The sequence below is a fragment of the Streptomyces sp. DSM 120436 genome, assembly GCF_055778765.1.
In genome coordinates, this window is record NZ_JBSKBS010000002.1 from 749,741 (window position 1) to 770,840 (window position 21,100).

The 21,100-nt window shown below is 73.7% G+C and carries 22 protein-coding genes and 2 pseudogenes; 15 read left to right on the forward strand and 9 right to left on the reverse strand.

Translation table 11 applies throughout. The features are described from left to right. Positions 1–165 precede the first annotated feature (165 nt). A complete protein-coding gene (locus tag ACWH4W_RS25295; protein WP_473078149.1) occupies positions 166–969 on the forward strand; it encodes a pectate lyase in 804 nt (267 codons plus the stop codon). An 83-nt stretch (positions 970–1,052) separates the two neighbouring features. On the opposite strand, the gene ACWH4W_RS25300 is transcribed toward ACWH4W_RS25295, so the two are convergent. Then, the gene (locus tag ACWH4W_RS25300) at positions 1,053–1,817 is read right to left on the reverse strand and encodes a PaaX family transcriptional regulator C-terminal domain-containing protein (RefSeq protein ID WP_473078150.1); all 765 of its coding nucleotides are present in this window, start codon (positions 1,815–1,817) and stop codon (positions 1,053–1,055) included. 100 nt (positions 1,818–1,917) lie between these two features. Between ACWH4W_RS25300 and ACWH4W_RS25305 the strand changes: the two genes are divergently transcribed. The 5 genes from ACWH4W_RS25305 to ACWH4W_RS25325 all read left to right on the forward strand — a co-directional run bounded on the left by ACWH4W_RS25305 (position 1,918) and on the right by ACWH4W_RS25325 (position 7,748). Continuing rightward, positions 1,918–3,606, forward strand: a complete 1,689-nt coding sequence (locus ACWH4W_RS25305; RefSeq protein WP_473078151.1) for a DNA alkylation response protein — start codon at positions 1,918–1,920, stop codon at positions 3,604–3,606. Positions 3,607–3,830: 224 nt separating this feature from the next. Beyond that, on the forward strand, positions 3,831–4,985 hold the full coding sequence (locus tag ACWH4W_RS25310; protein ID WP_473078152.1) for a WD40/YVTN/BNR-like repeat-containing protein: 1,155 nt from the start codon (positions 3,831–3,833) through the stop codon (positions 4,983–4,985). A gap of 73 nt (positions 4,986–5,058) precedes the next feature. Further along, on the forward strand, positions 5,059–5,736 hold the full coding sequence (locus ACWH4W_RS25315) for a uracil-DNA glycosylase (protein ID WP_473078153.1): 678 nt from the start codon (positions 5,059–5,061) through the stop codon (positions 5,734–5,736). Beyond that, positions 5,733–6,740: an N-acetylglucosamine kinase gene (locus tag ACWH4W_RS25320; protein ID WP_473078154.1), complete on the forward strand. Its 1,008-nt coding sequence runs from the start codon at positions 5,733–5,735 to the stop codon at positions 6,738–6,740. Before ACWH4W_RS25315 ends, ACWH4W_RS25320 begins: the two co-directional genes overlap by 4 nt. Before the next feature lie 84 nt (positions 6,741–6,824). Then, positions 6,825–7,748 (forward strand): sirohydrochlorin chelatase, encoded by a 924-nt coding sequence (locus ACWH4W_RS25325; protein WP_473078155.1) that lies wholly within the window; start codon positions 6,825–6,827, stop codon positions 7,746–7,748. 317 nt (positions 7,749–8,065) lie between these two features. Here ACWH4W_RS25325 and ACWH4W_RS25330 read toward each other — a convergent pair whose 3' ends face one another. Next, positions 8,066–9,553, reverse strand: a complete 1,488-nt coding sequence (locus ACWH4W_RS25330) for an FUSC family protein (RefSeq protein WP_473078156.1) — start codon at positions 9,551–9,553, stop codon at positions 8,066–8,068. Between the two features lie 203 nt (positions 9,554–9,756). Between ACWH4W_RS25330 and ACWH4W_RS25335 the strand changes: the two genes are divergently transcribed. The 3 genes from ACWH4W_RS25335 to ACWH4W_RS25345 all read left to right on the forward strand — a co-directional run bounded on the left by ACWH4W_RS25335 (position 9,757) and on the right by ACWH4W_RS25345 (position 11,843). Then, positions 9,757–10,233 (forward strand): Lrp/AsnC family transcriptional regulator, encoded by a 477-nt coding sequence (locus ACWH4W_RS25335; RefSeq protein ID WP_473078157.1) that lies wholly within the window; start codon positions 9,757–9,759, stop codon positions 10,231–10,233. 19 nt (positions 10,234–10,252) lie between these two features. Next, entirely contained in the window at positions 10,253–10,951 is a 699-nt protein-coding gene (locus ACWH4W_RS25340) for an HAD family hydrolase (RefSeq protein WP_473078158.1), read from the forward strand. A gap of 142 nt (positions 10,952–11,093) precedes the next feature. After that, positions 11,094–11,843, forward strand: a complete 750-nt coding sequence (locus ACWH4W_RS25345; RefSeq protein WP_473078159.1) for a DUF4142 domain-containing protein — start codon at positions 11,094–11,096, stop codon at positions 11,841–11,843. Positions 11,844–11,862: 19 nt separating this feature from the next. Here the strand turns inward: ACWH4W_RS25345 and ACWH4W_RS25350 are convergent, their stop codons facing one another. Next, positions 11,863–12,624, reverse strand: a complete 762-nt coding sequence (locus ACWH4W_RS25350) for a LysR family transcriptional regulator substrate-binding protein (protein ID WP_473078160.1) — start codon at positions 12,622–12,624, stop codon at positions 11,863–11,865. A gap of 58 nt (positions 12,625–12,682) precedes the next feature. On the opposite strand from ACWH4W_RS25350, the gene ACWH4W_RS25355 reads away from it, so the two are divergent. Together ACWH4W_RS25355 and ACWH4W_RS25360 are read left to right on the forward strand one after the other, a co-directional pair. Beyond that, a complete protein-coding gene (locus ACWH4W_RS25355; protein WP_473078161.1) occupies positions 12,683–13,084 on the forward strand; it encodes a DUF5997 family protein in 402 nt (133 codons plus the stop codon). 186 nt (positions 13,085–13,270) lie between these two features. Further along, the gene (locus ACWH4W_RS25360; RefSeq protein WP_473078162.1) at positions 13,271–13,759 is read left to right on the forward strand and encodes a bifunctional DNA primase/polymerase; all 489 of its coding nucleotides are present in this window, start codon (positions 13,271–13,273) and stop codon (positions 13,757–13,759) included. Here the strand turns inward: ACWH4W_RS25360 and ACWH4W_RS25365 are convergent. After that, on the reverse strand, positions 13,725–14,051 hold the full coding sequence (locus ACWH4W_RS25365; RefSeq protein WP_473078163.1) for a hypothetical protein: 327 nt from the start codon (positions 14,049–14,051) through the stop codon (positions 13,725–13,727). The genes ACWH4W_RS25360 and ACWH4W_RS25365 overlap by 35 nt on opposite strands. A 157-nt stretch (positions 14,052–14,208) precedes the next feature. Here ACWH4W_RS25365 and ACWH4W_RS25370 point away from each other — a divergent pair, with 157 nt between their 5' ends. Further along, positions 14,209–15,282 carry a DNA polymerase III subunit beta family protein gene (locus ACWH4W_RS25370; protein ID WP_473078164.1) on the forward strand — a complete coding sequence of 358 codons (1,074 nt, stop codon included), beginning with the start codon at positions 14,209–14,211 and terminating at the stop codon, positions 15,280–15,282. 72 nt (positions 15,283–15,354) lie between these two features. Here the strand turns inward: ACWH4W_RS25370 and ACWH4W_RS25375 are convergent, their stop codons facing one another. After that, complete coding sequence (locus ACWH4W_RS25375; protein ID WP_473078165.1) at positions 15,355–16,602, reverse strand: cation:proton antiporter; 1,248 nt, start codon at positions 16,600–16,602, stop codon at positions 15,355–15,357. A 4-nt stretch (positions 16,603–16,606) separates the two neighbouring features. Next, positions 16,607–17,077: a cation:proton antiporter regulatory subunit gene (locus tag ACWH4W_RS25380; protein ID WP_473078166.1), complete on the reverse strand. Its 471-nt coding sequence runs from the start codon at positions 17,075–17,077 to the stop codon at positions 16,607–16,609. Between the two features lie 306 nt (positions 17,078–17,383). Here ACWH4W_RS25380 and ACWH4W_RS25385 point away from each other — a divergent pair, with 306 nt between their 5' ends. Together ACWH4W_RS25385 and ACWH4W_RS25390 are read left to right on the forward strand one after the other, a co-directional pair. Then, positions 17,384–18,220, forward strand: a complete 837-nt coding sequence (locus ACWH4W_RS25385) for a universal stress protein (protein WP_473078167.1) — start codon at positions 17,384–17,386, stop codon at positions 18,218–18,220. Positions 18,221–18,784: 564 nt separating this feature from the next. Next, positions 18,785–19,093: pseudogene (locus ACWH4W_RS25390) on the forward strand (IS1380 family transposase); the annotation flags it as partial. Here ACWH4W_RS25390 and ACWH4W_RS25395 read toward each other — a convergent pair. Then, positions 19,080–19,187 (reverse strand): annotated as a pseudogene (locus tag ACWH4W_RS25395) (IS630 family transposase); the annotation flags it as partial. The pseudogenes ACWH4W_RS25390 and ACWH4W_RS25395 sit on opposite strands and share 14 nt — an antisense overlap. Before the next feature lie 127 nt (positions 19,188–19,314). Between ACWH4W_RS25395 and ACWH4W_RS25400 the strand changes: the two are divergent. After that, positions 19,315–19,827: a LuxR C-terminal-related transcriptional regulator gene (locus tag ACWH4W_RS25400; RefSeq protein WP_473078168.1), complete on the forward strand. Its 513-nt coding sequence runs from the start codon at positions 19,315–19,317 to the stop codon at positions 19,825–19,827. Positions 19,828–20,019: 192 nt separating this feature from the next. Here ACWH4W_RS25400 and ACWH4W_RS25405 read toward each other — a convergent pair whose 3' ends face one another. Further along, positions 20,020–20,529, reverse strand: a complete 510-nt coding sequence (locus tag ACWH4W_RS25405; RefSeq protein ID WP_473078169.1) for an SRPBCC family protein — start codon at positions 20,527–20,529, stop codon at positions 20,020–20,022. Then, the gene (locus ACWH4W_RS25410) at positions 20,526–20,903 is read right to left on the reverse strand and encodes an ArsR/SmtB family transcription factor (protein ID WP_473078170.1); all 378 of its coding nucleotides are present in this window, start codon (positions 20,901–20,903) and stop codon (positions 20,526–20,528) included. Before ACWH4W_RS25410 ends, ACWH4W_RS25405 begins: the two co-directional genes overlap by 4 nt. Between the last annotated feature and the right edge of the window lie 197 nt (positions 20,904–21,100).

Below are 21,100 nucleotides of genomic sequence, written 5' to 3' on the forward strand. Positions count from 1 at the left end.
AAGCGTTGACCGGAAAGCGCTTTCCCTCTACGTTCCGTTCATCGACGTGACCGTGCCGCGGCCGTTGAACGGAAGCGGCCCGCATGTCGTACACCCCTGTGAACGTCGTTCACCCACAGGGCGCCACATGGCCCCATACCCCCACACCACGACAGAAGGAACGACATGACATCCGCGACACGACCGCGCACCCGCGGACGCGCACTGACCGGCACGCTCGCCACCCTCGGCCTTTCGGTCGGCATGGTCCTGACCACCGCGGCTCCCTCCGCGCAGGCCGCGTCCTGGCCGACCCCCAACGGCAGCCAGGGGGTCTCCTCCACCATCTCCGTGTCCGGCACCAAGGACTACGGGATGAAACGCCTGTACGGCACCGGCGACCTGGGCTCCGGCAGCCAGGACGAGGACCAGGGGCCGATCCTGAAGCTGGCCGACGGCGCGGTCCTCAAGAACGTGATCCTCGGCGCCCCCGCCGCCGACGGCATCCACTGCGAGGGCTCCTGCACGCTGCAGAACGTCTGGTGGGAGGACGTCGGCGAGGACGCGGCCACCTTCAAGGGCAAGTCGTCCGGCGCGGTCTACACCGTCAGCGGCGGCGGCGCCAAGGAGGCCGGGGACAAGGTCTTCCAGTTCAACGGCGCGGGCACGCTCAACGTGTCCGGCTTCGCCGTCCAGAACTTCGGCACCTTCGTCCGCTCCTGCGGCAACTGCTCCACGCAGTACAAGCGGACGATCAACCTCAACTCCATCGAGGTGACCTGGAAGGGCGGCCGCATCGCCGGCATCAACACCAACTACGGCGACAGCGCGACCCTGCGGAACATCACGATCGTCGGCGACAGCGGCAAGAAGATCGTGCCGTGCCAGAAGTACATCGGCAACAACACCGGCAAGGAGCCGAGCGGCAACGGCTCCGGCCCCGACGGCACGCACTGCAAGTACAGCCCGTCCGACATCACCTACCGGTAGCCCCCCACGGGCAGCGGCCGTACGGGGCGCCCCGCGTGACGTCCCCTACGGCCGCCGGCCTCCGCGCCTTCGCCCGCGCGCGGTCAGGACCCGCCCACCAGGGTGCGCACCTCGTCCTCCAGCTCCCGCCGGTAGTCCGCGTACGCGGCCCGCAGTGCGCCGCCCGGCCAGTCCGGTGGCAGCAGAGGCGCGGGCAGCACGGGGTCGGCCAGCAGGTGGCGCACCACGGCCGCGAACAGGGTCAGCCGCTCGGCCGGACGCCCGGTGCGCCCGACGTGCCCGAGCAGCGCGCGGGCCTCGTCCGACCAGGCGTCCAACGGCCAGAGCCGCGCGGCGAGTTCGGCGGCGGGCCGCGCGGGGCGGGTCGTACCGCGTTCGGCCGCCTCGTCGAGTGCGGCGGGCAGCGGGCGGTCCAGGTTGGCCGGGCGCAGCCACACCCCCTCGCGCAGCTCGGCGAGGCGCAGACCGGCCAGCCGGGTGCGCAGCTCCGCCCGTTCGGCCGGGCCGCGCCCGCTCGCGGTGACGACCACCAGCTCCCAGTCCCCGTCCCACGCGCGGGTGCGCGGCCGCACGGACTCGTCCTGGCGGCGCTGGCGGTCCAGCAGCCGGTCGCTGAGGCGGTAGCCGGTGTCCGTACGGCGCAGGTCCCCGGCGGCGACCATCCGGCTGAGCGCCGCCCGCAGCGTCGATCCGCCGACGCCGAACCCCTCCAGCAGCCGCCCGAGCTCCCGCGCCGACAACTCCGGCGGGTGCGTGCCCAGCAGCAGGCTGAGGACGACCGACCGCGCGGAGAGGGGGCGCGGCCGCAGTTCTCCCGGTGCCGGCTCCGCCGGGTCGTCGCTGCCCATGGGGACGTACTTTAGGCCCTCGCTCTCGAGGCCCCTGAGGGCGGCGCCCTTTATGCGTTGCACTATTGATACACTCGTGTGAATAGTGCAACACTCAGCCATGACCCTCACGCGCACGGACGAGTCGCAGCAGCTCCCGTACGGACTCGGCGTCGCCGGCGGCGCCACGCACGACGTCACCAACCAGCCCCCTCCCCCGGCCCCGTACGACGCCTCCGACGACGTCGCCCTGCTCGAAGGGGTGCGGCGGGAGGGAGCCGGCTGGGCGGAGGAGGACCTGCGCCGGCTCGGACGGCTGGCGGGCGGCGAAGAGGCGCAGGAGTGGGCCGAGCAGGCCAACCGCCACGAGCCCGAGCTGCGTACCCACGACCGGTACGGGCACCGCGTCGACGAGGTCGACTTCCACCCGAGCTGGCACCACCTGATGCGCACCGCCGTCGCCGAAGGGCTGGCCGGCTCGCCCTGGGCGGACGACCGCCCCGGCGCGCACGTGGCACGCACGGCCGGCGGGCTCGTCTGGGGCCACACCGACGCGGGACACGGCTGCCCCACGTCCATGACGTACGCGGCGGTCCCCGCCCTGCGCCGGCAGCCCGAGCTGGCGAAGAGCTACGAGCCGTTGCTGACCAGCCGTGAGTACGACCCAGGGCTGCGCGTGCCGGCCGAGAAGCGCGGGCTGCTGGCCGGCATGGGGATGACCGAGAAGCAGGGCGGCTCCGACGTCCGCACCAACACCACGTCCGCCGCGCCGACCGCCGAGCCGGGTGTGTACGCCCTGCGCGGCCACAAGTGGTTCACCTCGGCGCCGATGTGCGACGTGTTCCTGGTGCTGGCGCAGGCGCCGGGAGGTCTGTCCTGCTTCCTCGTGCCGAGGGTGCTGCCCGACGGCACCCGCAACACCTTCCGCATCCAGCGGCTCAAGGAGAAGCTGGGCAACCGCTCCAACGCCTCCTCCGAGCCCGAGTTCGACGGGACGGTGGCCTGGCTGGTCGGGCCCGAGGGGCAGGGCGTGAAGACCATCATCGAGATGGTCAACTGCACGCGTCTGGACTGCGTGACGATGTCGGCGGCCCTGATGCGCAAGACGCTCGTCGAGGCGGGCCACCACGCACGGCACCGCAGCGCCTTCGGGGCGCGCCTGGTGGACCAGCCGCTCATGCGCAACGTACTGGCCGACCTCGCGCTGGAGTCCGAGGCCGCCACGGCGCTCACCCTGCGGCTGGCCGGTGCGGCGGACCGTGCGGTGCGCGGGGACGCCGGGGAGGCCGCGTTCCGGCGGATCGCGACGGCGGCCGGCAAGTACTGGGTCACCAAGCGGGGTCCGGCCTTCACCGCCGAGGCGCTGGAGTGCCTGGGCGGCAACGGGTACGTCGAGGACTCGGGCATGCCCCGGCACTACCGGGAGGCGCCGCTGCTGTCGATCTGGGAGGGCTCGGGCAACGTCAACGCCCTCGACGTGCTGCGGGCTCTCGGCCGGGACCCGGCGACCGCGCAGGCGCTGTTCGACGAGCTGTCCCTGACCCGTGGCGCGGACGCCCGGCTGGACGCGGCCGTGGCCGGGCTGAAGGACCGGCTGGCCGAGGGGTCGCCGGTGACGGCCCGGCGCCTGGTGGAGCGGATGGCGCTGACCCTGCAGGCGTCCCTGCTGGTGCGGCACGCTCCGCCCGCGGTCGCCGACGCCTTCTGCGCGACCCGGCTCGGCGGCGACTGGGGGCACGCCTTCGGCACGCTGCCGGCGGGGGCCGGTCTGGACGCGATCCTGGAGCGGGCGCTGCCGGGGCAGGGGTGAGCCGGGGCGGGTGACCGCGGCCGGCGGGGCGGCTTCCTGCGGCCGGCGGGGCGGTCGGCGCCGTGTGGCCGGCGGGGCGGCTTCCTGCGGCCGGCGGGGCGGTCGGCGCCGTGTGGCGGGCGGGGGCGTCCCCGGGTCGGCGACGGCCGTCGGGCCGTCCGCCCCACGGACGGCCGCCGCACCGCCGTGACCTGCGGTCACGCCGTGTCCGACGGTGACTGTCAGTGGTGGGGTGCACACTGGCCGGTGTCCTGATCGAGGACGTCGAAGGCGATGTCACGGAGGTGATCGGCATGACCGAGGTACTGCTCGCCGTGGGCACCCGCAAGGGCCTGTTCATCGGACGCCGGCGAGGCGGCTCCTGGGAGTTCGACGAAGACCCCTGTTTCAAGGCGCAGGCCGTGTACTCGGTCGCGATCGACACCCGGGGGCCGAGCCCTCGGCTGCTGGCCGGCGGGGACAGCGCGCACTGGGGCCCGTCGGTGTTCCACTCCGACGACCTGGGCCGCACCTGGACCGAACCGGCCCGCCCGGCCGTCAAGTTCCCACCGGACACCGGAGCGTCGCTGGAGCGGGTGTGGCAACTGCACCCGGCCGCCGCCGAACCGGACGTGGTGTACGCGGGCACGGAGCCGGCCGCGCTGTACCGCTCGGAGGACCGCGGCGACTCCTTCGAGCTGGTCAGACCGCTCTGGGAGCATCCCACACGCTCGAAGTGGATGCCGGGCGGCGGCGGTGAGGGCCTGCACACCGTGCTGACCGACGCGCGCGACCCGCGGGCGGTCACGGTGGCCGTCTCCACGGCGGGCGTGTTCCGCACCCTGGACGGCGGCGCGAGCTGGGCGCCGTCCAACTCCGGGGTGTCCGCGGTGTTCCTGCCGGACCCCGACCCGGAGTTCGGGCAGTGCGTGCACAAGGTCGCCCGGGACGCGGTGGACCCGGACCGGCTGTTCCTGCAGAACCACTGGGGGGTCTACCGCAGCGACGACGCCGGCGCCCACTGGACGGACATCGGGGAGGGACTGCCCTCGACGTTCGGGTTCGCGATGGTGACGCATCCCCACCGCGGCGACACGGCCTACGTGTTCCCGATCAACGCCGACTCCGACCGGGTCCCGGCCGGCCGGCGCTGTCGTGTCTACCGGACCGGGGACGCGGGACGGAGCTGGGAGCCGCTGTCGGCGGGGCTGCCGCCGGAGGACCACTACGGCACGGTGCTGCGCGACGCGATGTGCAGCGACGACGCCGATCCCGCGGGCGTCTACTTCGGCAACCGCAACGGCGAGGTGTACGCGTCCGCGAACGACGGCGACAGCTGGGAGCAGTTGGCCGCCCACCTGCCGGACGTGCTGTGCGTGCGGGCGGCGGTCGTCGGATGAGGTCCGGGCGGATCCCGCCGGGTTCGGGCCACGGTTTGATAGCCGCTCCCGAGGCGGCAGTAGGGTGACGCCCGTGGCACCACGACCCTTGAACGAAATCGTCGAAGCGGGCTGGGCGAAGGCCCTCGAACCGGTGGCGGGACGGATCGCCGCGATGGGCGACTTCCTCCGCGCGGAGATCGCCGCGGGACGCACCTACCTCCCGGCGGGGGCGAACGTCCTGCGGGCCTTCCAGCAGCCCTTCGACGAGGTACGCGTCCTGATCGTCGGACAGGACCCCTACCCCACCCCGGGACACGCGGTGGGCCTGAGCTTCTCCGTCGCCCCCGACGTACGGCCCCTGCCCGGCAGCCTGATCAACATCTTCCGCGAGCTGAACAGCGACCTGGACCTGCCCCAGCCGTCGAACGGCGACCTCACCCCGTGGACCGAGCAGGGCGTGCTGCTGCTCAACAGAGCGCTGACGACGGCCCCGCGCAGGCCGGGATCCCATCGCGACAAGGGCTGGGAGGAGGTCACCGAGCAGGCGATACGCGCGCTGGCCGCACGCGGCAAGCCGCTGGTGTCCATCCTGTGGGGACGCGACGCCCGCAACTGCCGTCCGATGCTGGGCGATCTGCCGGCCGTGGAATCGGCGCACCCGTCGCCGCGCTCCGCCGACCGCGGGTTCTTCGGCTCCCGCCCGTTCAGCCGGGCCAACGACCTGTTGATCCGTCAGGGCGGGCAGCCGGTGGACTGGCGCCTGCCGTGACCGGAGCCGGCTACCTCGCCGTGGACTCCGGAGGCTCCGGGCTGCGGGCCGTCGTCGGGACGCCCGGGCGCGGCCCGCTGGCCCGGGCCTCCTCGGACGTGCCGGTGCGCACCGGCGACCGAGGGCTCGACCCGGGACACCTCATGGAGCAGCTGGTGCCGATGGCGCGGGCGTTGTGCGCCGAGGCGGGGCTGGAGCGGCTGGACACGGCCGCGATCGGCGCGGCGGGGATGGCCAGCCTGGGGGACGCGCTGCGTGCGGAGCTGCCGGGCGGGCTCGCCCGCGAACTGGGTGTCACGCGGGCGGCGTTGGCGGCCGACGCGGTCACGGCGTACGTGGGCGCGCTCGGGTCGCGGCCCGGAGCGGTGATCGCGGCGGGCACGGGTCTGATCACGATCGGCACCGATCTGGCCGGCTGGCGGCGGGCGGACGGCTGGGGTCATCTGCTCGGCGACTGCGGCGGCGGGGCGTGGATCGGCCGGGCGGGTCTGGAGGCGGCGCTGCGCGCGCACGACGGGCGAGGCAGCGGTTCGGCGCGGCTACTGGCGGACGCGGAGGAGATGTTCGGCCCGGTGGCCGGACTGCCGGGGCAGGTGTACCCGCGCGCCGACCGGGCGGCAGTGCTCGCATCGTTCGCCCCGCGCGTGGGCGCGTGCGCGGTGGACGGGGACCCGGTGGCCGTGGACATCGTGCGGGCGGCGGCCCGGCACATGGCCGACTCGGCGGCGGCGGTGTGCCCGGCGGACGGCGCGGCCGTGGTGGGGTGCACCGGCGGTCTGTTCGGGCTGGGCGAGGTGGTGCTGGCGCCGCTGGACGAGCGGCTGGCGGAGCTGCTGCCCGGCGCGCGGCGGGTCCCCGCCGAGGGGGATCCGCTGCACGGGGCGGTGCGGATCGCCGAAGACCTTTCCGCTGGTCCCCTCGCTCTTCCGGGTGACGAGAGGATGCTGTGCGTGACGAGCACGAGGGGAACGGACGTCACCCTCACGACCGACACCCGTACGTAACTCATCCGACAAAACCGGACGGATACCGCTCACCCGCCCCCTCCCCGAACAGGAGACCCCCGGAAGCCACTAACATGCCGCAGCATGAGCACCCCCACTGGGCCCGCGTCCGGCCTGCCCGTACGAATGCCGCGCCCCCGCCAGCCCGGACGGCACCGCCGTCCCGAACCCCTGGTGGCTCCCGAGGGCGCGCCCGCGCTCGTCCTCGCCGTGCCGGGTACGCCCAGTAGTGCCGCCCGCTCGCTCGCCGACGAGGTCGTGAGCATCGCACGTTCCGAGCTGCCCGGTCTCGACGCCCGGATCGGTCACCTCGACGGGGGCGACGAGGATTCCCCCTCGCTGACCTCCGTCCTCACGCACGCGGCCGAGGAGCGCACGGCCCGCTACGAGCAGGCGCGTGCCGCCGGTTCCGACGTCAAGGAGCCCGACGGCCCCGTCGCCGTCGTCGTGCCGCTGCTCGCCGGCCCGGACAGCGCGCTGCTGCGCCAGATCCGCCAGGCCGTCATGGACAGCCGCGTCGCCGCCGAGCTGACCGACGTCCTCGGCCCGCACCCGCTGCTCGCCGAGGCGCTGCACGTGCGGCTCTCCGAGGCGGGTCTGGCACGCGCCGACCGCGCCCGCCTGTTCACCGTGGCGACCGCCGCGGACGGCATCATCCTGGCCTCCGTGGGCGGCGACGAGGCGGTGCAGGCGGCCGGTATCACCGGCATGCTGCTCGCCGCACGCCTCGCCGTGCCGGTGATGGCCGCCGCCCTCGACCAGGAGGGTTCCATCGCCTCCGTGGCCGAGCAGCTGCGCAACGCCGGGTCGCAGCAGCTGGCGCTGGCGCCGTACCTGATCGGCCCGGAGATCGACGCCTCGCTCGTCGAGGAGGCCGCGAAGGAGGCGGCGTGCCCCGCGTCCGAGCCGCTCGGCCCCTACCCGGCCATCGGCAAGCTGGCCCTGGCCAGGTACACGACCGCCCTGGGCATCGCCCCGCAGCAGCCCCAGAGCGCCCCGGCCCGCTGACGCGGGCGCCCCTCTCGCAGGACGCCTGAAGGGCCCGCTCCGGTCACCCGGAGCGGGCCCTTTGGCGTGCGGGGTACGGCCGTCCCGGCCGGGCTGTGACGGGCGGGAGGGCGGGTCGGCGGCTCGCCCGGGGCCGCCGGGGCCGGACGGTCTGCTGCGGCCGGGCGTGCGGCGGATGAGGGGTGCGGACGCGGCCGCCGGGCGACAGGCCCTGACACACGCCGCCAGGCAACCGGTGGGGGTCTGCCCGGGCGGGCGGCCCACCCGCAAGCCTTGCCGCGCCCGCACGTCAAGTCAGCCGGCGGCCGTCCCGGTCCTCACGCGCCCACCAGCGGTGAGCCCGACGGCGTCCGGAGGGGGGTCGAGAGTTCCGCGAGGGTGCGTTCCAGGGTGTGGAGGTGGACCAGGGCCGGTTCCGTCGCGGAGGGCGCTGTGCGCAGCTCTATGTCGCGGCCCGTCGTGAGGGCCTCCACCGCTGCCTCGACGCGCCAGCAGGCCGCCGCCAGGCGGGCGTCGTGCGAGGCCTCCGGGTCGGCGGCCACGGCGACCAGGCCGCGGATCTCGCGGGCACAGTCGTCGAGCAGCGCCAGCACCCGGCGGGCCCGCCGCTTGCGGCCGAGCATCGGGTTCAGCGGGTGCACGAGGGGCGCCACCGACAGGCGCACCCGGGCGAGGAGCTGCTCCAGTTCCGTCACCGTGGGCGCCGGGTCCGCGTCCGGGTCGCCGGCCAGCCGCGCGGCCGTCTGCGCCGTGCAGGCGTGCACGCAGCGCAGCGCCCGCTGGATCCACGCGTCGGTGACGCTGTGCGTGGACACGGGCAGGACGAAGACCACCGCCAGCGCCGCGCCGAGCGCGCCCACGCCGGTCTCCGCCATGCGCAGGGCCAGCAGGGACGGGGTGAGCACGCCCAGCAGGCCGTAGAGCATGGCGGCGAGGACCGTCACCCAGAGCATCATCCAGGTGTACGAGAGGGCCGCCGTGTAGAAGACGCCGAAGACGGAGACGGCGACGACGAGGGCGGTGACCGCGCCGTCGCCGTGCGCGGGAACGGCGACGAACAAGGCGAGCCCGGCGCCGATGACCGTGCCGAGCACGCGGCGGAAGCCGCGCACCAGGGTCTCGCCGCGCGAGGTGGTGTTGACGAACGCCCACCAGGTGGCGCCGACGGCCCAGTACCACCGCTCCCCGGACACCAGCTGGCCCACGAGCAGGGCGAAGCCCGCGCCGGCCGTCGCCTGGACCGCCTGGCGGGTGGTGATGCGGGCCAGCCCGGTGCCGCCGGGCGGGGTGGGCACGACCGCCGGGGGCAGCCGCCGCTCGTAGCACCACAGTCCGAAGCGCACCGCGCCCGCGGTCGCCACGGACAGCAGCACGGAGGCGGACAGCTCGGCGAGCTGACCGACCCTCGCGTGCAGGAACTGCGCCGCGAAGAAGGTCATGAAGGCGAAGATGCCGAGGCTGTGCCCGCGCGGCCCCCAGCGCCTGGCGTACACGCCGAGCCCGACCACGGCGAGGAAGACGATGTCCCGGGCCGCCGCGTGGTCCTGGAGCGCCGCGGCGACGGCCAGCACGGGCAGCCCGGCGGCGGGCAGGAGGGCCGTGGTGACGGCCTGCCCGCGGACGGTGGCGTCGGTGACGGTGAACAGGGCGAGGAGCGCGGCGAGACCGCCGGTGATCGTGCCGGTGAGCGAGTGCCCGGCGAACCCGCAGACGACGACGGCCAGCCCGATGCCGAGCACGGCCCGCGTCGCGAACCGCAGCCGGATCCGTCCCGGATCCGGAGCCATGAACACCTTCTTCAGCACCTACCGCCCCCTGGCATCTCGTACGACATGTGTCGTGGCATGAAAAAGGCGCCGCGGGTCCGCAGCGCCATCGACGCACCCATATCAGCATCTTCACCGCCATCGGCTCAACTGGCACCCGGTTGAGTGAGCCATTGGTACAGTGCTTTCGGCATTCCTTCGGCCATCTCCGTGCCAATGGCCGACTCCGGAGCGACAACCCCGTGGCCGTGGACGAACTCGACACCCGCATCCTGCGGCTGCTGTTGGAGCAGCCGCGCACGAGCGTGCGCGAGTACGCCCGGATCCTCGGCGTGGCGCGCGGCACGCTCCAGGCGCGGCTCGACCGCATGGAGCGCGACGGCGTGATCACCGGCACCGCCCCCGCCCTCTCCCCCGCCGCGCTGGGCCACCCCGTGCTGGCGTTCGTGCACATCGAGGTCACCCAGGGGCACCTCGACGAGGTGGGGGACGCGCTGGCCGCGGTGCCGGAGATCGTGGAGGCGTTCTCCATCACGGGCGGCGGCGATCTGCTGACCCGGGTGGTGGCCCGTGACAACGCCCACCTGGAGGACGTCATCCAGAAGCTGATCGGGCTGCCCGGCGTGGTCCGCACCCGTACCGAGGTGGCGCTGCGGGAGCGGGTGCCGCACCGTCTGCTGCCGCTGGTGGAGGCGATCGGCCGGTCGGCGCGGACCTAGGCCCTGCCATGCTGGACGCATGAGCGCACTCGGCACCCTCTCGGTCGTCTTCGATCTCGACGGAACACTCGTGGACAGCGAGCCGAACTATTACGAGGCGGGACGCCGCACGCTCGAGGAGTACGGCGTCCCGGACTTCACGTGGGAGGAGCACGAGCGCTACGTCGGCATCAGCACCCGCGAGACGATCGCCGACTGGCGTCGCCGCTACGGCCTGTCCGCGTCGGTGGACGAGCTGGTCGCGGTCAAGAACCACCATTACCTGGAGCTGGCCCGGACGAAGACGACGGTGTTCCCCGAGATGCGCGCGTTCGTGGAGCGGCTGGCGGGCGAGGGCGTCCCGATGGCCGTGGCGTCGGGTTCCTCGGCCGAGGCGATCGGCGCGATCCTCGCCGGCACCGGGCTGGACGCGTATCTGCGGACCGTCGTGTCGGCCGACGAGGTCGCCCGTGGCAAGCCCGCCCCCGACGTGTTCCTGGAGGCGGCGCGGCGGCTCGGCGCGGACCCGGCGGACTGCGTGGTGGTCGAGGACGCGGCGCCGGGCGCGGCCGCCGCGCACGCGGCCGGGATGCGCTGCGTCGCCGTCCCCTACGTGGCCGCGCAGGCCGACGCACCGGAGTTCGCCACGGCGGACCTGCTGGTGCGCGGCGGCCAGGCGGAGTTCACGGCGGTGGCGGCCTGGCACTGGCTGGCCGCCACCGCCCGCCGAGGGGCCTGACCGGTGCCGGCCCGCAGACGTGGGGAGCCGCACTGAGGTTCGCCGTCCCAAGCAGCCGAAAATTCTTTCCCCGGAGGGTGATTGTTACGCGCTCCCCGTCCGTACTTCCTGGTGTTGGGCCGTTCTCAACCCAGGAGGAACGATGCGCTTCTCGCGCAGCACGGCAGGAACCGCGTTCGTGGGCGGAGCCATGATCCTGACCCTCACCGCGCTCGCCTATCCCACCATGCTGGGCGTACAGACCACATCCACCAAGCAGGACCGGGTGGTGGCCAACACGAACTACGGCCCCCTGACGGAGGAGGACCGTGACTTCGTGGTGAAGGTGCGCGCGGCCGGACTGTGGGAGCACCCCCTGGGACTGCTGGCGATGGAGCGCGGCACGACGCCCGAGATGAAGGAGGCGGGCGAGCACCTGGTGGTCGGACACGGCCGGCTGGACGCCAGCTGCCGCAGGATCGCACTGGAGCTCGGCATCACGCTGCCGAACCAGGCGTCGCCGCAGCAACAGGGGTTCGTGGAGACGGTGAAGGCCACCAACGGCAAGGAGTTCGACTCCACGGCCGTGAACATCATGCGGGTGACCCACGGGCAGATCTTCCCCGTGATCGCCAAGATCCGGGCGAACACCCGCAACACGCTGGTCCGGCAGCTCGCGGACCAGGCCAACGACACCGTGCTGGATCACATCACGGTGCTGGAGAAGACCGGCCTGGTCAATCACGAGCAGGTCAACTTCCAGCAGACCAGCCCGCCGAAGCTGCCGCGCGAGCAGGTGACGCCGCCGGCGCCGCAGGCGGGCGCGCCGGTGCTCGCCCTGCCGATCCCGAAGGAGCTGGAGGACCTCAACACGGCCTCCCCGGCACCGTCGCCCTCGGGGACGGTGCGCTGACGCCTTCGCGGTCCGCGGCTCAGGACCTGCGGCGGGGCTTGCCCCGTCGCGGGTTCTTCGCCGTTCCGCCGCCGGTTCCCCGCCGGCCGCGGGCGGCGTTGCGCGCGGCGGGCCCGTCCTTCTTCCTCTCCGGTTTCCTGTCCGGTTTCTTCTCCTGCGCGGGCTGCGGCCGGCGGCCGCGGGTGCTGTTGACGGTCCGGCCGCGCACGATGCCGATGAAGTCCTCGACCAGGTCCGTGGTCGCCGCCTCCGGCCAGGCCAGCGCCACGCTCGAGGCGGGAGCCTCCTCCAGCGGGCGGTGGGTGAGGTCCTTGCGGTGGTGCAACCGGGCCAGCGACAGGGGCACGACGAGCACACCGATCCCGGCCGCGACCAGTTCGATCGCGTCGGCGGTGGTGGCCGGGCGCTCCAGGGCGGGGCGGCCCGGCAGGGTCTCCCAGTCGAGCACGTCGTCGAGGGGGTGCAGCACGATGTCGTCCGCGAGGTCCTCGACGGTGACCGAGTCGGCGGCGGTGACCAGGTGGTCCTTGGGGACCACGACGACCGTCCGCTCGGTGTAGAGGGGGATGGCGCTGAGCACGGTCCGGTCGACGGGGAGCCGGACGAGGCCCGCGTCGGCGCCGCCGTCCAGCAGCAGTCCCCGCGCCGTGCCGACGGGCGCCTGGGCGAGGGTCAGCGGGACGTCGGGCTGCCGCTCGTTCCAGACCCGCACCCATTTGTCGGGCATCACACCGGGGACGTACACGAGGCGGAACGAGGGGGACACTTCCGGGCCGGTCACCTGGCCAGGTTACCGGCCGTGGTCGGCGGCCGTGCACACGCTCGATACCCTGGACGCCATGACGCAGCACCAGAGCACCCAGACGATGAAGCCCGCGACCGCGGCGAAGAAGCTGGGTGTGTACCTCGAGGCCACCCCCGCCGAGTTCCGGGAGGGCGTGGTCTCGCGCGCGGAACTGAACGCGCTCCAGGCCGATCCCCCGCGGTGGCTGCGGGACCTGCGGCGCGACGGCCCGCACCCCCGCCCGGTGGTCGCGGCCAAGCTGGGCGTCTCGATCTCCGGCCTGGCCCGCGCCGGGGTGACCGAGCCGCTCACCACCGAGCAGATCGAGGCGCTGAAGGAGGAGCGCCCCGAGTGGCTGGAGCGGGAGCGCGCCACCCAGGCCGAGGTCCGCAAGGAGGCGGCCCGGCTGAGGAAGCGCGAGAACGAGAACACCGAGAGCGGCGAGAGCGGCGCCTGAGGCCCGCTCCCGAGGCACAGGACACCCCCGGCCGGGCCCCCGGTTCCCGGGGGTGTTCGGGTTCCGCCCCCTCGCTCGCCGGGAACCGGCACCGCCCCACCCCTTCCGGAGAACAGATATATGCACCACCATGTGGCGCTATCGCACGCGCCCGTGGCGGCGCGCCGACCGTGCCCGGGGTGGGACATGCGCGACACCAGGTGGAAGCAGGCCGTCGAATGGCTGGCCGCGGCGGCCACGGACCCGCAGGAGTGCAAGCGCCGGTGGGACCGCGCCCCGGGGACGGCCCTGCTCGCGGCGGGCCGGTACTGGGACGTGCTGAGCGTTCCCGACCGCCTGGGGCTGCTGGCCCTGGACCTGCTGTGGAGCGATCCGCTCGAGATGCCGGGACCCACGCTGGTGGACGTCACGGCACGCCGCGTGGGCTTCTTCCTGCCGCCCGACCCGGGCAGCGAGTGGGTGGGGTTCGGGGTGCGGCACGTGGGACGCGGCTCCTGGGTGGCCGTGCCGCCGCCGTACCGGCCCTCCGGGCGGCTGGAGTGGCTGGTCCCGCCGGACGGCACCGGCGCGCTGCACGCGGCGGAGCCGCTCGAGCGGGCGCTGCGCCGGGCGGCCGGCACGCTCGCGGTGCTCGCACCGGTCAGCGCGGACCCGTCGCGCCCGGACCGCTGGTGACGTCCGGTTCCGGCGCCTCTTCGGACGTCTTCTCCTCGGGCGTCCCGGAAGTCGGCAGAAGGACCGGGACGCGGAACGGCACGGCCGGCGCCGGACCGCGGTCGCCCGCGGCGGCGAAGGACGCCCGCAGTCCGTCCCGGTGCGCCGGGACCGTGTGCCCCTTCGCCCGCCACTCCGCGACGAGTTCCGCGTAGATCGGTGTGTTCGCCGGGTGCCCCCCGGTCAGTTGCGCGTACGGCCGGCTCACGGCGTCGTGCCCGAGAAGGCGCCGCGCCGTCTCAGTGCTGTCCATGCCGGAGCAACGCGCCGCCGTGCGCCGGTGGTACGCCGTGGGCTTCACCTCCGCCCCCGCGGGTGAAGCCGTCACCCGCTCGGCCGTACGCGTCGCGGGGACGGGGTTTGACCCTCGACCTTGTCGAGGCGGCAGGGTCCGAGGTGTGGAGAGCGAGATGCGCAGCATTGGTGAGACGGCCCGCGAGAGCGGGCTGGGCGTCAGCGCCCTGCGGTTCTACGACCGTGCCGGTGTCCTGGTTCCCGACCAGGTCGACCCGGTCACCGGTTACCGCTGGTACGCGCCGGAGCAACTGGGCGAGGCCCGGCTGCTGGCCCGGCTGCGCCGCACCGGGATGCCGCTGGCGGACGTCCGGCTGGTCCTGGCCGGCTGGACGGCCGCCGACACCGACCTCGTGCGCCGGCTCCTCGAGGCGCATCTGCGCCGACTGGAGGAGGGGCTGTCGGCCGCCCGCGCCGAGTTCTCCGCGCTCCGCGCCCTACTCGACGACAGGGAGAACCCCATGATCTCACCCCGCACCGCCGCCCGGCTGTCCGTGTCCGGCCCCGGTCTGGCCGCCGCACTGGACGCGGTCCGTTTCGCGGCCGGCACCGCTCCGGAGCTGCCGGTGCTCGCCGGCGTCCACCTCGACGTCGAGGGCGACGCGCTGCACGTCGTGGCGACCGACCGCTACCGGATGGCCGTGGCACGCACCGCCGTCGGCGGGCACGACGGCGGCCGGGTGCAGGCGACCGTGCCGCTGCCCCTCGCCGACGCGATGCGGGCGCTGCTGGACGGCGAGAACGAGGCGCGCCTCACCGTGGACGACGGCCGCGTGACCCTGGAGGCCGGTGACCGGCAGACCGGCGGCCGGTGTCTGGAGCAGGACTTCCCGGACTACCGGCGCCTGGTGCGGCTGCCCGCCGGGCGGCGTGCCGAGGTGGACGTGCCGGCGTTCACGGAGGCCGTGCGTTCGGGACCGGTCCGGCCGCACGAGGACGGCGGGGACGCGCGGTGCGAGCTGACGGTGCTGGCGGTCTCGGACGACGGCGGGGTCGTCCCGGCCCCGGAGGGCGCCGACGCGCCGGACCTCGTGGCGGTGAACCGGGCGTTCCTGCTGGACGCGCTCGCCGCGGCGGCCGGTGAGCGGCTCGTCCTGGAGTTCGGCGCTCCCACGGCCCCGCTCGCGATCCGCCGCCCCGCGGACGAGCACACGTTCTCGCTGCTGATGCCGGTGCGACTGGCCGACTGAGGCACCGCCCCGGACGCACGACGGCCCGGGCGCTCCCTCACGGGGCTGTCCGGGCCGGACGCGCAGACGGGCTCAGCGGTCGCGGCCGCTGTCCTCCATCGGCTCCAGCGTCTCCACGGCGGGCGTGCCGTGCTGGGCCGGCAGGGTGTCGGGCGCGGGCGTGCGCCGCCCGGCCAGGCGCATCGCGATCGGCTCGGTGTAGCGGGCGGTGAGCGGGCCGAGCACCACCAGGACCAGGACGTAGGCGGTGGCCAGCGGGCCGAGCTGGGGTTCGATGCCGGCGGTGACCGCGAGTCCCGCGATGACGATGGAGAACTCGCCGCGCGCCACCAGGGTGCCGCCCGCGCGCCAGCGGCCCTTGGGCGAGATGCCGGCCCGGCGGGCCGCCCACCAGCCGGTGGCGATCTTCGTCAGCGCGGTGACGACCGCCAGGCCGAACGCCGGCAGGATGACCGGCGGGATGGACTGCGGGTCGGTGTGCAGGCCGAAGAAGACGAAGAACACCGCGGCGAACAGGTCGCGCAGCGGCGCCAGCAGGTTGTGCGCGCCCTCCGCGACCTCGCCGGACAGGGCGATGCCGACGAGGAAGGCGCCCACGGCGGCCGACACCTGGAGCTCCTGGGCGATGCCGGCGACCAGCAGGGTCAGGCCGAGCACGACGAGCAGCAGCTTCTCCGGGTCGTCGCTGGAGACGAAGCGGGAGATCACACGTCCGTAGCGGACGGCGACGAAGAGCACGAGCCCGGCGACGCCCAGCGCGATGGCGAGGGTGACGCTGCCCGCGGCGAGGCTGACGCCGGCCAGCAGGGCGGTGATGATCGGCAGGTAGACGGCCATCGCCAGGTCCTCGAGCACGAGGATACTGAGGATGACCGGGGTCTCTCTGTTGCCGAGCCGGCCGAGGTCGCCGAGGACCTTGGCGATGACACCGGAGGAGGAGATCCAGGTGACGCCCGCGAGCACCACGGCGGCGACCGGACCCCAGCCCATGAGCAGGGCGAGGGCGGCGCCGGGCAGGGCGTTGAGCGTCATGTCGACGAGACCGGCGGGGTACTGCGTCTTGAGGTTGGAGACGAGGTCGCTGGCCGTGTACTCGAGGCCGAGCATCAGCAGCAGCAGGATCACGCCGATCTCGGCGCCGATCGCGACGAACTCCTCGCTGGCGCCGAGCGGCAGCAGGCCGCCCTCGCCGAACGCGAGGCCGGCCAGCAGGTAGAGGGGGATGGGCGAGAACTGGAGGCGTCCGGCGAGGCGGCCGAGCAGGCCGAGGCCGAGGATGATCGCGCCGAACTCGATGAGGAAGATCGCGGAAGAGTGCACGCGCTCACTCCCGCCCGAGGATCTCGGCGGCGGCGTCGATGCCCTCGCGGGTGCCGATGACGATCAGCGTGTCCCCTCCGGCGAGCCGGAAGTCCGGCGCGGGCGACGGGATCGCCTCCGCGCGGCGCAGCACGGCCACGATCGACGCTCCCGTGTCGGTGCGCATCCGGGTCTCGCCCAGCAGCCGTCCGTTCCAGTGGGACACCGAGGAGAGTTCGATGCGCTCGGCGACCAGCCCCAGGTCGGTGGTGTGCAGCAGGTTCGGGCTGTGGTGGGCCGGCATCAGCGCGTCGATGAGCGCGGCCGACTCGGCGACGCTCAGCCGCATCGAGCGGGCGCAGGCGTCCGGGTCGTCGGAGCTGTAGACGTTGACCGTCCGGGCACCGTCGCGGTGCGCGATGACGGACAGGTGCTCGTGCTCACGCGTGGTGAGGTCGTATTTCACACCGATGCCCGGCAGCGGTGTCGCGCTCATCCGTGGAGCAGGCACAGCCCGTCCCCTTCCCGTTCTTCTTCTGAAATCGTCCGATGTGCGGGGCTGGGCGGACCGTCCCACGGCACCGGGTGGCACCCCCCACCGGCGTAATGGTGCCATCCCGCCATTCGGCCGGAACATGGGTGTTGCCACGGATGGACAGGTTCCGGGGGCGTGGAAAAGATCTCCGAGGACTTCGTGCCGCCGCAGTTCAGCGGGGTGCACCGGACAAAACCCGGGAATCGGGCGCGTAGGGGCCGTCCGGCGTGGGTACTCGGTGACACCTTCCGGGGACGGGAGTGTGTGGTGGACGACACGGTGATCGTCGGAGTGGACGGCTCTGCCTCCAGCCTCGCCGCCGCCGACCTGGCGGCCGAGGAAGCACGGCTGCGCGGGGCACGGCTGCGGATCGTGCACGCGTTCGCCCGTCCCGCGGATCTCGATCCGATGGTGCACGGGGCGCTGGCCGAGACCGAGCAGCGGGTCCACGAGCGCGTCCCGGGCCTGGAGATCACCCGCACCGTGGTGTCCGGCGACGCGCTGACCGTGCTGCGGGCCGAGTCGCGGCACGCGGTGCTGACCGTGCTGGGGCGGCGCGGCCGGAGCCTCTTCGGTGACCTGCTGCTGGGCTCGACGACCATGCAGTTGGCGGCGCACGGGCACGGCCCGGTGATGGTGGTGCGCGGGCGGTCCGACCCGCAGGGCCCCGTGCTGCTGGCCGCGGACGGCTCACCCGCCGGGAACGCCGCAGCCTCCTTCGCGTTCACGGAGGCCGAGCTGCGCGGGGCTCCGCTGGTGGCCATGCACGTGTGGAACACCTGGGGCGAGCCCACACCGTACGAGGATCCGGGTGATCCGCTGAGCGTGGTGGTGGACCTCGACCAGCTCGAACTGCGGCACCGGCGGCTGCTGGAGGAGGCGATGAAGCCCTGGATGGCCGCGCATCCGGGGGTCATGGTCCAGCCGCGCCTCGAGCGTGGCCGGGTCCGGCAGGCGCTGCTGGCGGCGACGCGCGAGGCGCAGCTGGTGGTGGCCGGGGCGCGTGGTCACGGCGGGGTCGCCGGGATGCTGCTCGGCTCGGTCAGCCAGGCACTGCTGCACCACGCGGACTGCCCGGTCACCGTGGTGCGGGCACTGAGCTGAGACCGTGCCGGCGCCGGCGCCGACCGGAGGCGGCGTCAGCCGAGGAGGCTGAGGCGGACCTTGCGGTCGGGGTTGTCCCGGTTGGTGTCCGCGCTCGCCGCCTTCCACCGCCTCGCCCGGCCGCGCCCCGCCCTCCACCGCTTCAGCAACCCGGTGCTCCCGCACCCCCCAGCACGTCAGGAGACCGCACGGCGGTCAACTGGTCTTCGCGGCGGACAACCAGGGGGTCAGGGACTGGCCCATCCCCTGGCCGCCCCGGGGCGTTCCAACGGACTCCGACCCCCTGTCCGGCTCACAGAGGACCCCCACTTCGACGACGACCCGGAAACGATCCTCGAAGCGGAACCCCTCAACCGCTTCCTGCTCCAGTTCACCCTCAACGGAGCATGCGACACTGCGCCCTTCAACGCCTGGACCAGGGTCATGCCCCTGGAGCGCCTCGAACCGCTGTGGCACTTCCTCCGACCGGTCCCCCTCGGCCCTTTCCTCCCCACCTCCACAGGCGACCTGTTCCATGCAGCCCCTGGACTACTGGCCGGTGTCAGCGCCGACGAGACGTGAGGCAAGCATCGCGTTCGGCACAACGCCACCGAGAAACCCTCGCCCCCTTGCGCACCTACGACCCTGCGCAACCTGCCCCTGCACACCACAACCCAGAACAAGGTCTGGCTCGAGATCGTCCAGATCGCCCTCGACCTGCTGGCCCGGGATGCCCCCGGACGAGGTCTGGGGGAGGACACACATGCTCACGCTCACCGGCGCCGCCAGGCTCTGGGCGCCCGCCGCCGGCGAATCCTCCGCCCGGCCCGGCGCTGGCCCTGGACCGGCCACATCGCCGCCACACTCGCGCGGCTCGCAGCTCCAGGGCGGTGAACGCGACGTTGGAGAGCCAGCCGCGCCGCGGCAGGGACCAGATGCCCTCGGCGGGGTTGAAGTCGGGTGCGCGGGGCGGCAGGTAGCAAACAGTCCGACCGACGACGCCCACCACCAGGCGTTCGGGACACGGCACGTGTTCGGCCTGTCGCTGCCCGGGCGGGAACCGCACGTCAGCGGATTCCCGGCGCACCGGTCCGGCGGCGACTCCTCCCGGCACGATGAGCGCTACGCCGCATGCGTCCAGCCACTGCTCAATCCCTCCTGATGGCGCTGCGCGAGTCTCCGGCAGCGATCGCAGGCGGCAGGCCAGCCACGCCTTGGCGACGCCGCTGACCCCGCGCGAGACGAGCGTGCTGCACCTGCTGGCCACGGGACTGACCGCAGAGGTGATCGGACGCAGACTGGGCATTTCGCCGCGTACCGTCCACAAGCACCTGAACGCGTTGTACCCGGAAGCTCGGGGCCGCGGACCGGCTCAGCGCGGTGCTGCGCGCCCAGGACCCAGGCCTGCTTCCCGGGCCGTCCGGCGTCCACCCCGGCCCGGGTTCGACCGGCTCGCGTTCCCGGTGAACGGGAAGCCCCCTGCCCACCTGCCTCGCGGTCGCCGCCGACAGGAACGGGGACGTATGCGTAAGCCGTGCCGCTGCTGCCGGAAGTGGGCCGAGGCCATCGGCTTCATCCGTGACCGGATCCGTCGGCGGACCCGCATCGGCCAGGGACGACGCCCCTGACCGGTCACGTCGAGCGTCCCTGTACGGCGGGCTCCGACCCGACGGCCGAGTCGGTGCAGCGTTCGGCGAGTTCGAGGAGCGCGGTCTGCGCCGTGCGCACCGTGGCCGTCGTCGCCTTCACCGAGGTCCAGCCGCTCTGCCGGCCAGCCCGCAGACGGACCGGCAGGGATCCAGCCCTCGCACTCGGCCTGCTCAGCTGAACAGGGCGAGGTAGTACCGTTCGTGGACCGGATGGTAGTCACCGAAGTCGACGGATGCCGGGTCACCGCCGGTCTCGGCGAGGACGAGCCGGTCCAGGTAGTAGTCCCAGCCGGGGCCGACACCTCCCGCCGTCGCGGGGTCGTCGCCGACGGCCTGGGTGAAGGTGAGCGTGGTGGTGCCCTCGTGCTCGACGAGTGTGAGAGTCATGCGCCAGACGAGTTCCTGGCCGGGCACCTGCGACGTGAGGACCAGACGGCGGGGAGCCCGGCACTCCTCGATGGTGAGGGGCTCGGCCTGGTGCTCGTCACCCTCGTAGAGCATCCGGAAGTCGACCGAGCCGGTCGACGGGTCACCGGTCCACTCCCCGATCCACCGGGCCAGACGGTCCGGCTCGGTGACCGCCGCCCAGACGTCCTGGATGCCGGCCCGGAAGGTGCGGTCGAAGGCGATGCCGTCCAGGCCGTCGACGGTCACGCGACGCCCGGTAGGGATGCCGGTCATGCGGATTCCTCCTGAGGTCTTCCCGTGCCGGGAGCGGCGCCGGTGCCGGCCCGACGGTCGTGGACGGTTCTGCGAACCTCCAGTTCGAGGGCGTCGAAAGCACTCTCGGGGATCGGGAGGCAGCACCCGGCAAGCTCGTCGAGCAGGGCGCGGACCGGGGCGAGGCCCGGGCGGGCAAGCGCGTAGTGGCGCTCGCGACCGTAGTCCTCGGCGGTGACCAGCCCTGCCTCGGTGAGCAGTCGCAGATGTCTGCTCACCGCGGGCCGGCTGATCGGGTGCCGTGCCGCGAGGTCGACCACTCGGGCCGGGCCGACGGCGAGTGCGCGCAACAGGTCGCGGCGCACGGGGTCAGCCAGGGCTATGAACGGATCCACCCCCTATTAGTAACTTACCGGTTACCAATAGGCAAGTCCTCGGCTCCACGACCGGGATTCCCGGAACGGGAGGCGATCCGCCTGACGACGCCCGGACGTCACGCGCTCGGGCTGCGGCGCGGTCCGCCGCCACGAGCCGTGGGGAGCATGCTCGGCTTCGGCCCGAAGGCCGGGCGCGTACGGGGAGGTGGGCCGCT

Coding starts and splice junctions, on each gene's coding strand:
- ACWH4W_RS25365 (WP_473078163.1), bottom strand. CDS start 14,051: ATGGACAGCACTGAGACGGCGCGGCGCCTTCTCGGGCACGACGCCGTG.
- ACWH4W_RS25325 (WP_473078155.1), top strand. CDS start 6,825: ATGAGCACCCCCACTGGGCCCGCGTCCGGCCTGCCCGTACGAATGCCG.
- ACWH4W_RS25345 (WP_473078159.1), top strand. CDS start 11,094: ATGCGCTTCTCGCGCAGCACGGCAGGAACCGCGTTCGTGGGCGGAGCC.
- ACWH4W_RS25400 (WP_473078168.1), top strand. CDS start 19,315: ATGAGCGCTACGCCGCATGCGTCCAGCCACTGCTCAATCCCTCCTGAT.
- ACWH4W_RS25295 (WP_473078149.1), top strand. CDS start 166: ATGACATCCGCGACACGACCGCGCACCCGCGGACGCGCACTGACCGGC.
- ACWH4W_RS25405 (WP_473078169.1), bottom strand. CDS start 20,529: ATGACCGGCATCCCTACCGGGCGTCGCGTGACCGTCGACGGCCTGGAC.
- ACWH4W_RS25300 (WP_473078150.1), bottom strand. CDS start 1,817: ATGGGCAGCGACGACCCGGCGGAGCCGGCACCGGGAGAACTGCGGCCG.
- ACWH4W_RS25360 (WP_473078162.1), top strand. CDS start 13,271: ATGCGCGACACCAGGTGGAAGCAGGCCGTCGAATGGCTGGCCGCGGCG.
- ACWH4W_RS25340 (WP_473078158.1), top strand. CDS start 10,253: ATGAGCGCACTCGGCACCCTCTCGGTCGTCTTCGATCTCGACGGAACA.
- ACWH4W_RS25305 (WP_473078151.1), top strand. CDS start 1,918: ATGACCCTCACGCGCACGGACGAGTCGCAGCAGCTCCCGTACGGACTC.
- ACWH4W_RS25380 (WP_473078166.1), bottom strand. CDS start 17,077: ATGAGCGCGACACCGCTGCCGGGCATCGGTGTGAAATACGACCTCACC.
- ACWH4W_RS25355 (WP_473078161.1), top strand. CDS start 12,683: ATGACGCAGCACCAGAGCACCCAGACGATGAAGCCCGCGACCGCGGCG.
- ACWH4W_RS25370 (WP_473078164.1), top strand. CDS start 14,209: ATGCGCAGCATTGGTGAGACGGCCCGCGAGAGCGGGCTGGGCGTCAGC.